The 13,198-nt window shown below is 62.2% G+C and carries 13 protein-coding genes; 8 read left to right on the forward strand and 5 right to left on the reverse strand.

Features of this window, described 5'->3' with window-relative positions; genetic code table 11:
- Nucleotides 1-70 precede the first annotated feature (70 nt).
- The 4 genes from QF045_RS07935 to QF045_RS07950 are packed head-to-tail and all read right to left on the reverse strand — an operon-like array spanning nucleotide 71 to nucleotide 2,725.
- On the reverse strand, nucleotides 71-769 hold the full coding sequence (locus QF045_RS07935) for a fimbria/pilus chaperone family protein (RefSeq protein WP_373424416.1): 699 nt from the start codon (nucleotides 767-769) through the stop codon (nucleotides 71-73).
- Between the two features lie 23 nt (nucleotides 770-792).
- Nucleotides 793-1,476 (reverse strand): DUF1120 domain-containing protein, encoded by a 684-nt coding sequence (locus tag QF045_RS07940; RefSeq protein ID WP_306491726.1) that lies wholly within the window; start codon nucleotides 1,474-1,476, stop codon nucleotides 793-795.
- Between the two features lie 2 nt (nucleotides 1,477-1,478).
- Entirely contained in the window at nucleotides 1,479-2,099 is a 621-nt protein-coding gene (locus QF045_RS07945; protein WP_306491727.1) for a DUF1120 domain-containing protein, read from the reverse strand.
- A gap of 11 nt (nucleotides 2,100-2,110) precedes the next feature.
- A complete protein-coding gene (locus QF045_RS07950) occupies nucleotides 2,111-2,725 on the reverse strand; it encodes a DUF1120 domain-containing protein (protein ID WP_306491728.1) in 615 nt (204 codons plus the stop codon).
- 577 nt (nucleotides 2,726-3,302) lie between these two features.
- Between QF045_RS07950 and QF045_RS07955 the strand changes: the two genes are divergently transcribed.
- The 7 genes from QF045_RS07955 to dacB all read left to right on the forward strand — a co-directional run bounded on the left by QF045_RS07955 (nucleotide 3,303) and on the right by dacB (nucleotide 11,013).
- Nucleotides 3,303-4,118 (forward strand): response regulator, encoded by an 816-nt coding sequence (locus QF045_RS07955; protein WP_306494870.1) that lies wholly within the window; start codon nucleotides 3,303-3,305, stop codon nucleotides 4,116-4,118.
- Nucleotides 4,119-4,316: 198 nt separating this feature from the next.
- Nucleotides 4,317-4,952: a response regulator transcription factor gene (locus QF045_RS07960; protein WP_306491729.1), complete on the forward strand. Its 636-nt coding sequence runs from the start codon at nucleotides 4,317-4,319 to the stop codon at nucleotides 4,950-4,952.
- Nucleotides 4,953-5,021: 69 nt separating this feature from the next.
- Nucleotides 5,022-5,492 carry a nuclear transport factor 2 family protein gene (locus tag QF045_RS07965; protein ID WP_306491730.1) on the forward strand — a complete coding sequence of 157 codons (471 nt, stop codon included), beginning with the start codon at nucleotides 5,022-5,024 and terminating at the stop codon, nucleotides 5,490-5,492.
- 36 nt (nucleotides 5,493-5,528) lie between these two features.
- Nucleotides 5,529-5,801, forward strand: a complete 273-nt coding sequence (locus QF045_RS07970) for a GIY-YIG nuclease family protein (RefSeq protein WP_306491731.1) — start codon at nucleotides 5,529-5,531, stop codon at nucleotides 5,799-5,801.
- Nucleotides 5,802-5,876: 75 nt separating this feature from the next.
- Nucleotides 5,877-6,812, forward strand: coding sequence for a glutathione S-transferase family protein (locus tag QF045_RS07975; RefSeq protein ID WP_306491732.1), 936 nt, complete (start codon nucleotides 5,877-5,879; stop codon nucleotides 6,810-6,812).
- Nucleotides 6,813-6,920: 108 nt separating this feature from the next.
- A complete protein-coding gene (locus tag QF045_RS07980) occupies nucleotides 6,921-9,335 on the forward strand; it encodes a TonB-dependent receptor (RefSeq protein ID WP_306491733.1) in 2,415 nt (804 codons plus the stop codon).
- A gap of 220 nt (nucleotides 9,336-9,555) precedes the next feature.
- Entirely contained in the window at nucleotides 9,556-11,013 is a 1,458-nt protein-coding gene (gene dacB / locus QF045_RS07985; protein ID WP_306491734.1) for a D-alanyl-D-alanine carboxypeptidase/D-alanyl-D-alanine-endopeptidase, read from the forward strand.
- 1 nt (nucleotide 11,014) lies between these two features.
- On the opposite strand, the gene QF045_RS07990 is transcribed toward dacB, so the two are convergent.
- The gene (locus tag QF045_RS07990) at nucleotides 11,015-11,794 is read right to left on the reverse strand and encodes an IclR family transcriptional regulator (protein ID WP_306491735.1); all 780 of its coding nucleotides are present in this window, start codon (nucleotides 11,792-11,794) and stop codon (nucleotides 11,015-11,017) included.
- Nucleotides 11,795-11,913: 119 nt separating this feature from the next.
- Between QF045_RS07990 and hmgA the strand changes: the two genes are divergently transcribed.
- Entirely contained in the window at nucleotides 11,914-13,197 is a 1,284-nt protein-coding gene (gene hmgA, locus QF045_RS07995; protein WP_306491736.1) for a homogentisate 1,2-dioxygenase, read from the forward strand.
- Nucleotide 13,198: the final 1 nt, after the last annotated feature.

Raw genomic sequence — 13,198 nt, forward strand, 5'->3', positions numbered from 1 at the left:
GTCGTGACAGTCAATGAGCCGTCACTTCGTTATCCAGGCGGCGATGTGCGGATGCCGCCCGCGATTTGCTTCAGAGGACGATCGGTGCGTCGTACGCCTTGACTGCAAACCCGTATACGGTCGCCGGCTGCAGCCTGACGGTGGTGGCCCGACCACCGCTGGCCGGCATGCTCAAGGTTTCACCCGGCAAAACATAGGTGCGCGGCAGCATCGCCTTGCCGTCGCCGGGCAATAGCAACAGCTCCTGCGCCAGGCGCACCACATACGGCGTGTCGTTACGCACCTGCAGCTGGCCGTCGTGCTGGCTCCAGGTCAGGTCGGTCCACGGCGTGCGGTTGAGCGCCAGGCCCTTGGGATGCACGATCACCGGCAAATTCTGGCGCACGGTCACGCCCACGCGGGCATGCCCGACGGCAGTGGCTGCGCGGCCCTGGGGCATGCCTTCGAACACCGCGCGCTTGAGCCGCTGGGTGAGCAGGGGCTGCTGGTTTTGCAAAATGAAGCGCACCAACTGGGATTTGGAGGCTTCGACCCGCGACAGCGGTGGCGTCACTACGAGCAGCGGCTCGGTGTCTTCGGGAATGTCCTGCAAGGTGACATGCAGCAGCGCGAGCTGGCCGTCGGTGTTGGTGACCGACACCGACGCTTCGCCATCGGCTTCATGCACGATAACCACGGAAGTGTCCGGCACCATGCCATCGGCCATGGCTGGATTGCCGAGCATCAGCAGCAGGACGAGGCCGGCAGCGGTGAGAGAACGTGTCGTCATCACGGTTTATCCATGTGAGTGGGTCAGAGGTAGCGCAAATCCAGGACGATGGAGCCGTCCAGGGGGACTTCCTGGTCCAGGGTCAAGTACTGCGAAAAGTTGATGGCGGTGTCCACCTGAAGCTGGACCGTCAGTTGGCTGACAAAGTCCGGTTGCCGGTCGCCTGCCGGCGCGAAGGCCATATAGGAGCGGGGGTAGGCGTTGGGGTCCGGCGTCCAGCTTTCGCCGCTGTTGGTGGAGCCCAACACCTGCATCGGTTGGGTGTCACCCACTGGGTTGCGATAGGACAACGCCACCGAGCCGAGGCGTTCACTGGGGGCGTGGATGTTTCGGCCCAGACCGTAGAAAAAATCGGGCGCCATGGAAGACTCTGCGCGATTGTCTAGGCCCACCAGCGCAAACAGCATGGGGCGGGCGCAGAGCACGTGCAGCTCGAGTGTTCGGCTGGGCAGCACGGTGAACTCGTCGACGTTGAGGCTGTGAGCAGCAATTCTGCCGTGGTCGACAGTGCCTTCATTGTTCAGCTCGATATGGCAGGCGTCCGGTATCACCCGGCCGGTCACCCTGAGGTCGGCGGTTGAAGCCCCATGGACTTTGCCCAGGGCGGCCAGGCAGAGAACGGCAGCCAGGTATCGGCTGAACCTGTTCATCACCGGCACAGGTAGGCGCAGCCCATGCCCATCGAAGTTCAAGGGATGGGCGGCCATGGTTACAGGTACTTCACTTCGAGCGTGGCGGAGCCGTCGATGGTGACTTCGTTGCTCAGGTCAAGGCCGTCGGCGCGGTTGATGATCGTCTGCACTTCCAGATCAAGGCGCAAATCCTTGACCGCCACAGGCTGGGTAGTGTCATCCATTGACGCCACAGACATGTACATGCCTGGTTCCCAGATGTATTCGCGGAACCAGGTGTTGCCTTGGTCATAAGAGCCGATGGTCTGCACCGCTGTGCCGCCCTCTACAACCGGATTGCGCAGAAGAAGGGAGTACCGGCCCAACTTCTGGCTATCGCTGGCAAAGCCCAGGCCGTAGTGCGTCGTGATACCCGACGCCGCGCGGTTATCGATCGAATGCAGTGCAAACTGGATCGCGGCGTCGCAATTGATCGCCATGCTCAGGGTGTGATTACCAATGACAGTGGAGCGATCCGGGTTCAGGTCCTTGGCGGAAATCTTGCCATGATCAATCACGCCACCCCCGGTAAAGCTGGGCGTACAGGCGCTGGGCACGATCAGGCCCTTGACGGTGAGGTCGACGGTGGAGCCGGCGAAGGCGGTGGCTGAGGCGAGCAGCAATACGCTGCTGGCCAGAGCGGTCAAGCGAGTGTTCATGGGGAGACTCCTTAGAGGTAATTGACTTGTACGGTGGCGTGGCCGTCGATAGGCACTTCGTCGGTGAGCGTCAGGCTTTGGGCGGGGGCAATGTGGGTGATCAGACGGATTTGCGCGTCCAGCTCCCGTACCGCAATCGGCACGATGTCGTCGTTGCTGGCGACTGCGGTCAGCAAGGTATGGCTGAGCATCACGGAAGGCATCCACGTCACGCCGCCATCCCTCGAGGTGATGGTGCGCACGGGTACGCCATCGGCTACCGGCAGGTAGAGGCCAAATCCGACATCACCGACTTTCTCATCGTTGGGCGTGGTGCCCAGACCATGCCAACTGAAGTGGCTGGCGGCAGTGCCCGGGCGATTGTCTATGGTGTTGAGGGTGAAAAATGTTGGCCCGTCGCAGCGCACGCTCAGCAGCATGGTTTCTGCGGGCAGTGCGGTGTGGGTATCGGTGTTGAGGTCCTTGATCGACACTTTGCCGAAGTCGATGCTGCCTGCGCCGGAAATCACCGGCGCACAGGCGTTGGGCGTGATGGTTCCCTGGACAAGTAATTCGGTGTGGCTGGCGGCGAATACTGTCGGGCAAAGCAGCAAGGCCCCTAACACGTGGGGTGCGAAAACCTTCATGGCGAATGAATCTCCTAGGCTAGAACGGGGTGTCCGGTGTTACGGGTACAGCAGCTCAAAGATGGCGCAACCGTCGATAGCCACTGGGCGAGTCAAGGTCTGGTATGGCAGGCGTGATCGAGCGCCCAGCCTCCGTCAGCACGGCTGCCCAGTGCTATCAGATCGTTCGGCCATTTGGCCGCGTCATCGCAGTTTGTTCCATTGCACGCGGGTCGATATCGAGCGCGTGCGGGGCTACGCCCACCCTGTGTGGCCGGATGGTATGCGTGGCGGCGGTTTGATGGTTGTTGGCGGTTGCCGGGGAGTGGCAAGCCGTCCCTCTCGTGGGGTGGGCACAATTTAGCGAGCGGTGTGCGCGGGGGAAATACAACTAATACGACACTGCGGGGGCGGGGCAGAGCGCGCCGAATGGGTGTTTTTCGTAATTGTTGTATCGGCTTTCGGGCACTCAAAAGGTTATCTGTTTACAGCCGATAACCTTCAAAGGGATGCGGCAATCATTACTGCACAGGGTCTCCATGGCAATTGCATCAGTGTCACAGGTTGCCGCTGGATCAATAACCATGAAGAGGTAGTGATGGTTGCGCAGGGAGCTTCAACCGCTGGAGGGAGCCGCACACCTAATCCACCGGTTGTCCCCGCGTTTCATTGGCAGCACATGAGTGTCCTGGTGGTGGAGGACCATTCAGCTTATCGCCTGCTGCTGGGCTGGATGCTGCAGAAGCTGGGTCTGGGGCACGAGCTGGCCACCGATGGGTTCATGGGGCTGGAGGCGTTCACCTGCCGGTCCTTTGACTTGGTGATCTGCGATTGCCAGATGCCATTGATGGACGGCTACAGGATGGCCAGCGCCATTCGCCAACATGAGCGCGTTCACGGGTTGAGGCGAGTACCGATCATCGCCCTGACCGCCAACCTGCAGAACGATAGCCCCCGGCGCTGCCGCAAGGCCGGCATGGATGCCTGGCTGCTCAAACCACTGACCCTTGAACAACTGCACGCTGTACTGGTGCGCTGGTTGCCAGGTAGCGATGTTGCGCAAGAGGGCCGGAAGACTGCGGCATCCGCGAGCTGGCCGACCCGTGAAGCACTTGTCACGACGTTTGGCAGTAACGCGATTGTCGATCAGTTGCTGGAAAGCCTGCTGGTCGAAGCCTGGGAAGACTACCGTGTCTTACTCCATGCCTGTTCCACGCTGAACGCATCGCTGGCTGCCGAGCGCCTCCATCGCCTGGTGGGGAGCCTGGTGTTTTTGGGCGGCACCGACCTCGAATCCACCGCCATGCAATTGATCGAGCAGGTCCAGTCCGGTGATGTTGCCTCCCACGCGGTGCAACTGGAACGATTCCAGGCACGCTTGCGCATCTATCTCGAGTATTTGTCCACCATTTGAAATCAGCGCCTGCCAGGGCTTTCAGTCGTCCGGCGAGCTGGTTTTGGCTGTAGGTATTTTCCTATTGTGTTGTAGGCAAAAAATTAGCTGGTACTGAATATTGGGCGTGGCTGCAAGTGGCTCTTTGTTAGCTGTTGTTGATGGTCGCTGGCGGAGGTATTTTGCGCAGATTCAAGTTGCCATCATTCGTGGGTACCTATGCTTCGAGTAATTATTGCTGACGATCACCCTATTGTTCGCGTCGGGCAAAGGGTCGTGATCGAGGCGAATGGAAGATGCACAGTGGTCGGTGAGGCCGACGGTCCCGATCAGTTGCTTGACGTGTTGAGCAAAAACCCATGCGACGTGCTGGTCACGGACTTCGCCATGCCAGGCGGCCAGCAGGCCGATGGCTACGGTTTGTTGGGCCTGCTGCACCGCCAGTATCCGCAGGTGCCGGTGATTGTGGTGACGATGTTCGCCAGCATCGCCATCTTGCGTGCGGCTTTTTCCCATGGCGTGCGTGGCGTGGTCGCCAAGAGTGCGTCGGCCAAGGAGTTGCCCCAGGCGATCAAGGCCGTGTGTGCGGGCCAGACCTTCACCAGCGAATCCCTGCGCTTGCAGTTGGTGGAGTCGGGGGTGGGCGACCAGTCCGGGCAGCCCAGGTTGTCCGACAAAGAGCGCGAGGTGGTGCGCATGTTGGCCAGCGGCATGACCGTCAGCCAGATTGCGGCGCAGGTCAACCGCAGTATTTCCACGATCAGCAAGCAGAAAAGCACGGCCATGCAACGGTTGAGCATTTCGACGGATGTCGATTTGTTTGCTTATGCGCGCGATACGGGAATGGTGCCGTAGAAAGCAATGGCTTTCTCGTGTTGCGCGGACTATCGTTCGGCACCTCTGTTCATCCTGCGAAAACTGCCCATGAGTGATGCCCATAACGCCCTGATCACTGAGTTCTACAGCGCCTTTGAGCGCCTGGACGCCGAAGCCATGGCCGCCTGTTATACCCAGGATGTGCTGTTCAGCGATCCGGCCTTCGGCGAACTGCGCGGGCAGGACGCCGGCGACATGTGGCGCATGCTCACCACTCGGGCCAAGGATTTTTCCCTGACCTTTGACAACGTGCGCAGCGAGGGCAATGAGGGCAGCGCGCACTGGGTGGCGACCTACCTGTTCAGCGCGACCGGCAATACGGTGGTCAACGATATTCAGGCGCGCTTTGTGTTTCGTGACGGCAGGATCTGCGAGCATCACGACCATTTCGACCTGTGGCGCTGGTCGCGTCAGGCGTTGGGTACCAAGGGCCTGTTACTGGGGTGGACGCCCTTGGTGAAAAACGCCGTACGCGCCCAGGCGCGCAAAGGTTTGAAGGCATTCCAGGCCGGTCGTTGATAAGCTGGGTGCTTGTGTACAGTGCCGAATCCCGTCGTGAACACGCCTGAATCCAAACCCTGGTTTGTCTACCTGGTGCGCGCCGCCAATGGCTCGCTGTATTGCGGCATCAGCAATGACCCGGTGCGCCGGTTCGCCACGCATCAGAGCGGCAAGGGCGCGCGGTTCTTTCTTTCCAGCCCCGCCGTTGCGCTGGTGTACACCGAGCAATGCGCGAGCAAAGGCGAGGCACTGCGCCAGGAACGCCTGATCAAGAAATTGAAGAAGAGCGCCAAGGAGTGCTTGGCGGCGAGTGGTCCATCACGCTGACTGATAGGTTCCCATCACGCCGCCCAGCCGTTTTGCGCGCTAAGCTGCGGGCTCATTCCTCAAGTGGACCCCCGCATGTCTGAGCTCATCCTGCACCATTACCCGACGTCGCCGTTTGCGGAAAAAGCTCGGCTGCTGCTGGGCTTCAAAGGCTTGTCCTGGCATTCGGTACACATCTCGCCGGTGATGCCCAAGCCCGACCTGACGGCCTTGACCGGCGGCTACCGGAAGACCCCGGTGCTGCAAGTCGGCGCGGATATCTATTGCGACACTTCCCTGATCGCCCGGCGCCTGGAGCAGGAAAAATCTTCGCCGGCGCTGTTCCCCCTGGGCCAGGAAATGATCACCCAGACTTTCGCCACCTGGGCCGACAGCGTCGTGTTCGCTCACGCTGTCAGCCTGGTGTTCCAGCCCGAGTCGGTGGCGGTGCGGTTTGGCAAGTTGCCGCCGGAAGCGATCAAGGCGTTTATGGCCGACCGCGCCGCGCTGTTCAGCGGCGGTACGGCAAGCAAGCTGCCGGCCGAACTGGCCAAGCAGCAATGGCCGGCGATCATGGCGCGCTTGGAGCAACAGTTGCAGCGCGAGCCGGCGGACTTTCTATTTGGCGAACCGACGATTGCCGACTTTGCCCTGGCCCACTCGCTGTGGTTTCTCAAGGCCACCCCGGTGACCGCGCCGTTGGTGGATGCCTATCCTGCCGTGTTGGCGTGGCTGGGGCGCGTGCTGGGCTTTGGCCATGGCACCGCCAGTCAGATGACGGCGGAGCAGGCGTTGCAGATCGCCCGCGAGGCCACGCCAGCGGCGCTGCCGGATGAAGTATTCGAGGACCTGAATGGCTTCAAGGCCGGCCAGCACGTCACGATTGCGGCGATCGACTACGGCGTCGATCCGGTCGCCGGTGAACTGATGTTTGTCGGGCGCGAAGCCTTGATCCTGCGCCGCACCGACGAGCGCGCCGGCACTGTGCATGTGCATTTCCCGCGCTTTGGTTTCCGCATCCAGGCGCAATAACAAAAAAAAGTTGCAAACAACGGTGAGGTAAACCGCTCGCCCATCCGTGTAGTGCTTGAAACTGCGATCAATTCGCATTAACAGCGTTTTTACACGGATGCTCACAGCATGAAATCGACGGCGGGCGGTTGGGTCAAACAGTGGCTGGGAGCCTCGGTATTTTCAGTCTCGGCGCTGGCGTTGCTGCCCCTGGCCGTGGCACAGGCGCAGGAACAGCAAAGCGCCCAGTTCAACTTTGCCCTGGCGGCCAAACCATTGCCCCAGGCGCTGAGCGATTTCAGCCGGGTCACCGGGATCAGCGTGATCTACACCGATGAAGCGCCCTACGGCCTCAGCGCCCCGGCGCTCAACGGGTACATGAGCGCGACCCAGGCGCTGCAACGCCTGCTGGGCAATTCGGGCTTCACCTTCCGCCAGATCGACGCCCGTACCCTGGCGCTGGAACCGCTGCCCGCCGATGGCGCGGTCAACCTCGGTGCCACCACCATCAGCGCCGCCAGCCCTGGCCAGGACAGCACCAGCTATCAGCCGCCACCGACCAGCTCGGTGATGCGCTCCCGCGGCTTGCTGCTGGAAACCCCGCAAACCGTCAACGTGGTGCCCGCCCAGGTATTGCGCGATCAACAACCGCGCAACCTGGATGATGCGCTGGGCAATGTCAGCGGCATCACCCAGTCCAACACCCTGGGCAGCACCCAGGACGCCGTGATGCTGCGCGGCTTCGGCGACAACCGCAATGGCTCGATCATGAAGGACGGCATGCCGGTGGTGCAGGGCCGTGCGTTGAACGCCACCGCCGACCGCGTGGAAGTGCTCAAGGGCCCGTCGTCGCTGCTGTACGGCATCCAGGACCCGGGCGGCGTGGTCAACATCGTCAGCAAAAAGCCCGAGTTGGTGCAGTCCACTTCCCTGACTGCGCGCGGCTCGACCTTCGGCAACGGCAAGAACGGCAGTGGCGGCAACCTGGATACCACCGGCCCGATAGGCGACAGCGGCCTGGCCTATCGCCTGATCATCGACCACGAAGACGAAGACTATTGGCGCAACTACGGCACCCACCGCGAAACCCTGGTGGCGCCGTCGCTGGGCTGGTATGGCGACGCGACCCAAGTGGTGTTTGCCTATGAACACCGCGAGTTTCTGTCGCCGTTCGACCGTGGCACAGCCATCGACCCAAAAACCAATCACCCCCTGAACATCCCCGCGACCCGCCGCCTGGATGAGCCGTTCAACAACATGGAAGGCCGCTCCGACCTGTACCGCCTGACGGTCGATCACGACCTTAACGATGACTGGAAAGCCCACTTCGGCTACAGCTGGAACCGTGAAACCTACGACGCCAGCCAGGTGCGTGTGGTCAAGGTCAACACCAATGGCACACTGACCCGCAGCATGGACGGCACCCAGGGCGCGCTGACCACCGACCGCTTCGCCACCGCCAGCCTTGAAGGCAAGGTCGACGTTGCCGGCATGCAGCACGACCTGGTGTTCGGGCTGGACGATGAATACCGCAAGATCTACCGCGCCGACCTGATCCGCCAGGCGCCACGCGGCAGCTTCAACTACAACGATCCGGTGTACGGCAACGAAGTGGCGGGCTCCAAGGTCAGTGCGCCGGACAGCAACCAGACCGACCTGCTGCGCAGCGATTCGCTGTTCTTTCAGGATGCCATCCACCTGAACGACCAGTGGATCCTGGTGGGCGGTGCGCGCTACCAGATGTACGACCAATACGCCGGCAAGGGCGTGCCGTTCACCGCCAACACCGATGGCAATGGCCAGAAGTGGGTGCCGCGTGCCGGGCTGGTGTATCGCTACACCGATGAGCTGTCGTTCTACGGCAGCTACACCGAGTCGTTCAAACCCAACTCCACCATCGCGCCGCTGGCCAACAAAACCGTGCTCGACGGCAGCCTCGAGCCGGAAGAATCCAAGGCCTGGGAGCTGGGTACCAAGTTCGACCTGCCGGGGCGTATCACCGCGAGCGCGGCGCTGTTCAGCATCGATAAACGCAACGTGCTGGTGCAGGTCGGCGATGGGTTGACCTCGGTCTACAGCGTGGCGGGCAAGGTTCGTTCCCGTGGCCTGGAGCTGGATGCCAGCGGCCAACTGAGCGACAAGTGGAGCCTGATCGGCAGTTACGCCTACACCGATGCCGAGGTCACCGAAGACCCGACCCTCAAGGGCAACCGCCTGCAGAACGTGGCGAAAAATACCGCCTCGTTGTCGGCCGTGTATGACTTCGGCAGCATCCTGGGCGGTGATCAACTGCGCGTCGGTGCCGGTGCGCGTTACGTGGGCGAGCGGGCAGGGGACGCGGCCAACAGCTTCGAATTGCCGAGCTACACCGTGGCCGATGTGTTCGCCAGCTATGACACCCGGCTCGACGGGCAGAAGGTCAAGTTCCAGCTCAACGTGAAGAACCTGTTCGACCGTACCTACTACACCTCGTCGGTGAACACGCAGTTCGTGTCCATCGGCGATGCGCGGCAAGTGTCGGTGTCCAGCACCCTTACCTTCTGACCGGATGTGCTTTTTGTAGGAGCGAGCTTGCTCGCGAAGAACTCAAGGCCACCGTATTTATCCAGAATGAACGCGTTGCCTGGACGTTTTTCGCGAGCAAGCTCGCTCCTACAGTGAACCTCTTTCGCTTAACTGACTGGCATTAGGGTTTGCCCCCTCCCACATTGGCACCTGAGCTGTTAGCGTTGCCGGCATTCGATGCCTACGGAAAACGCTACTGATGCACTTTGGAAGATGGTTACACAACGGCGCCCTGCTGGTTGGCTTGAGCTTTCTGCTGGGCGGCTGCGCCAGCGTTTCACCCACCTCTACCCCTGCGACGCTCGACAAGGTGCTGGCGGATCCTGCGTTGCACGGTGCCAGCGTCTCGCTGATGGTGCGCGACGCCCGCAGCGGCAGCACGCTCTACCAGCACAACCCAGGCACGCGCCTGGTGCCGGCGTCCAACCTCAAGCTGCTGACCACCGCGGCGGCCATGGATGTGCTGGGCCCGCAATACCGCTTCGCCACGCAACTGTTGAGCGACGGCATCCGTCAGGGCGATCGACTGACCGGTAATCTGTACCTGCGCGGCCTGGGCGACCCGACCATCCAGTACGCCGACTATCAAGCGCTGGCCGCGCAATTGGCCAGCCAGGGCGTGCGCCAGGTGCAGGGCGACCTGGTGTTCGACGACACCTGGTTCGACGCCGAACGCCTGGGTGTCGATTGGTCCCACGACGATGAAACCACCTACTACGGTGCGCAGATCTCCGCGCTGACGGTGTCGCCCAATACAGATTTTGACGCAGGCAGCGTGCGGGTCACCGCCAAGGCGTCGGTGCGGGCGGGGTTGCCGGTGAGCGTCGACCTGTTCCCGCCCAGCGATTACCTGCAATTGAGTAATCATGCCGTCAGTGGGCCGGGCAACAGTTATGGGATCAACCGCCGGCATGGCACCAACCTGTTGCAGCTCAGTGGCGCTGTTGCGCCCGGCAAGCAGAGCGAGCAACTGGTGAGCGTATGGGAGCCGACGCAATGGGTGGCCAATCTGTTTGAACAGGCGCTGGCGCAGCAGGGCATCCGGGTGCAGGGCCGTCGCGTGATGGGCGGGGCTAGCCCTGCCACGGCGACGCTGCTGGCCGAGCACCGTTCGGCGCCCTTGCAGGAGTTGATCACGCCGCTGCTCAAGCTTTCCAACAACGCCATGTCCGAAGCCTTGCTAAAGGCCATGGGCCGGCAGACCGCCAATAGCGGCACGGCGGCAACGGGTGCCGTGGCGGTGGCGGGGTTCCTCAAGCGTCAGGGCCTGGATGCGGTGACGCTGAGCCAGGTAGACGGTTCCGGCCTGTCGCGCCGCAACCTGGTGTCGACGCAAACCCTCACCGACCTGCTGCTCGCCGCGAGCAAGCAACCGTGGTTCAACGCTTGGTACAACGCATTGCCGATTGCCGGCAACAGCGACCGCATGAGCGGTGGCAGCTTGCGTTATCGCCTGCGCGGCACGCCGGCGCAAAACAATCTGCACGCCAAAACCGGCTCGATGAGCGGCGTGTCGTCCTTGAGCGGTTATGTCACCGATGCCCACGGGCGCCGGTTGGCATTTTCCATGGTGACCAACAACTACGTGGTCGCCGGCGCGCAGATCAAGGCCCTGGAGAACCGGGTGGCGGTGGCCCTGTCACGTTGGGACGACTGATTCAGGGCTGATAGCCCATGCGCCAACTCACGGCCTTGGTCGCCGCCAGCAATCGCTGCGCCGCCGGGCCGTCTTCATCGGCATGGAACAACGAGGTGGGGCCGACTACGGTCATCACCGCCGCCACGTGCCCGATGGCGTTGAACACCGGCGCCGACAACGCATCCACCCCCGGCATCAGCAAGCCATGCACGAAGTGCAGGCCTCGGCGGCGGATCTGTTCGCAGACAGTGACGTAGGCAGCGTCATCCGCCAGGCTGTGGGCCAGGCCCGCTTGAATCTCACGCTCGCGCAGTTCCACGGTTTCCCGCGTGGGCAGGTAGGCGCTGAACACCAGCCCGGTGGAAGAGCTGAGCAGTGGTAACACCGAGCCTAGCTGGGTCACCACCGTCACGGCGCGCACCGCCGGTTCGATCTGCACCACGGTCGCCCCCTGGTTGCCCCATACCGCCAGGAAGCAGGTTTCATTCAGTTCATCGCGCAGCTCCGCCAGGGGCATCGCGCCCACCTTCAACACATCCATGCTGCCCAGCGCGGCCAGGCCCACGCGCAAGGCTTCGCGGCCCAAGCCGTAATGGTTGGTGGCGGCGTTCTGTTCGGCAAAACCCGACGCGATCAGCGCCTGCAGATAGCGGTGGACCTTGCTCGCCGGCATCTGCACATGCTCGGCCAGGCGCGACAGCGACGTGGCCGGCGACAGTTCTGCCAGGGCCTTGAGAATGTCGGTGCCTACTTCGGCCGAGCGGACTTTCTGTTTGCCGGTGTCGCGGGGCTTTTCCATGGGGGAGCGGGAATCCGAGAGATGAGTGGGCGTCTTTATAGCTTGACGGTCGATAGTGATCAAATTACGTTATGCGTAACTGGATTACGATAAAAACAACTTCCGTCTGAGGATGATCCATGGACCTCGAATACCAATCGGGCTTTGGCAATGAATTCGCCAGCGAAGCCCTGCCTGGCGCGTTGCCCGTCGGCCAGAATTCCCCGCAAAAAGCGCCTTACGGCCTCTACACCGAACTGTTCTCCGGCACGGCCTTCACCATGGCTCGCAGCGAAGCCCGGCGCACCTGGCTGTACCGCATCCAGCCGTCGGCCAATCACCCGGCGTTCATCAAGTTGCAGAGGCAATTGGCAGGCGGGCCGCTGGGCGCCGTGACGCCCAATCGCCTGCGCTGGAACCCGCTGGACATGCCCAGCGAGCCCACCGACTTTATCGACGGGCTGGTACGCACGGTGGCCAATTCAGGCGCGGAAAACCCTTCCGGTATCAGCATCTACAACTACCGCGCCAACCGTTCGATGGAGCGGGTGTTCTTCAACGCCGATGGCGAACTGTTGATCGTGCCCGAGCAAGGCCGCCTGCGCATCGCAACGGAATTGGGCGTGCTTGAGGTCGAGCCGCTGGAAATCGTCGTGCTGCCACGCGGGCTCAAGTTCCGTGTCGAACTGCTCGATGCTCAGGCGCGCGGTTATGTCGCCGAGAACCACGGCGCGCCGCTGCGCCTGCCGGACCTAGGGCCCATCGGCAGCAACGGCCTGGCCAACCCGCGCGACTTTCTCAGCCCGGTCGCCCACTACGAAGACCTCAAGCAACCGACCACGCTGGTGCAGAAATTCCTCGGCGAGCTATGGGCTTGCGAGCTCGACCATTCGCCGCTCAACGTGGTCGCCTGGCACGGCAACAACGTGCCGTACAAATACGACCTGCGCCGCTTCAACACCATCGGCACGGTGAGTTTCGATCACCCGGACCCGTCGATTTTCACCGTATTGACCTCGCCTACCAGCGTGCATGGCCTGGCCAACCTCGATTTCGTGATATTCCCGCCACGCTGGATGGTGGCCGAGAACACCTTCCGGCCGCCGTGGTTCCACCGCAACCTGATGAACGAATACATGGGCCTGATCCAGGGTGCCTACGACGCCAAGGCCGAGGGCTTCGTGCCCGGCGGCGCGTCGCTGCACAGCTGCATGAGCGCCCACGGGCCCGACGGCGAGACCTGTACCAAAGCGATCAACGCAGAGCTTGCGCCGCACAAGATCGATAACACCATGGCGTTCATGTTCGAAACCAGCCAGGTGCTGCGCCCCACCCAGTTCGCCCTGCAATGCCCGCAACTGCAACCCGCTTATGACGCGTGCTGGGCTTCACTGCCCGCCACCTTCAACCCGAATCGGAGATAAC

The sequence above is a fragment of the Pseudomonas sp. W4I3 genome, assembly GCF_030816195.1.
Taxonomy (GTDB): domain Bacteria; phylum Pseudomonadota; class Gammaproteobacteria; order Pseudomonadales; family Pseudomonadaceae; genus Aquipseudomonas.

Coding starts and splice junctions, on each gene's coding strand:
- QF045_RS07935 (WP_373424416.1), bottom strand. CDS start 769: ATGACGACACGTTCTCTCACCGCTGCCGGCCTCGTCCTGCTGCTGATG.
- QF045_RS07940 (WP_306491726.1), bottom strand. CDS start 1,476: ATGGCCGCCCATCCCTTGAACTTCGATGGGCATGGGCTGCGCCTACCT.
- QF045_RS07945 (WP_306491727.1), bottom strand. CDS start 2,099: ATGAACACTCGCTTGACCGCTCTGGCCAGCAGCGTATTGCTGCTCGCC.
- QF045_RS07950 (WP_306491728.1), bottom strand. CDS start 2,725: ATGAAGGTTTTCGCACCCCACGTGTTAGGGGCCTTGCTGCTTTGCCCG.
- QF045_RS07955 (WP_306494870.1), top strand. CDS start 3,303: ATGGTTGCGCAGGGAGCTTCAACCGCTGGAGGGAGCCGCACACCTAAT.
- QF045_RS07960 (WP_306491729.1), top strand. CDS start 4,317: ATGCTTCGAGTAATTATTGCTGACGATCACCCTATTGTTCGCGTCGGG.
- QF045_RS07965 (WP_306491730.1), top strand. CDS start 5,022: ATGAGTGATGCCCATAACGCCCTGATCACTGAGTTCTACAGCGCCTTT.
- QF045_RS07975 (WP_306491732.1), top strand. CDS start 5,877: ATGTCTGAGCTCATCCTGCACCATTACCCGACGTCGCCGTTTGCGGAA.
- QF045_RS07980 (WP_306491733.1), top strand. CDS start 6,921: ATGAAATCGACGGCGGGCGGTTGGGTCAAACAGTGGCTGGGAGCCTCG.
- dacB (WP_306491734.1), top strand. CDS start 9,556: ATGCACTTTGGAAGATGGTTACACAACGGCGCCCTGCTGGTTGGCTTG.
- QF045_RS07990 (WP_306491735.1), bottom strand. CDS start 11,794: ATGGAAAAGCCCCGCGACACCGGCAAACAGAAAGTCCGCTCGGCCGAA.
- hmgA (WP_306491736.1), top strand. CDS start 11,914: ATGGACCTCGAATACCAATCGGGCTTTGGCAATGAATTCGCCAGCGAA.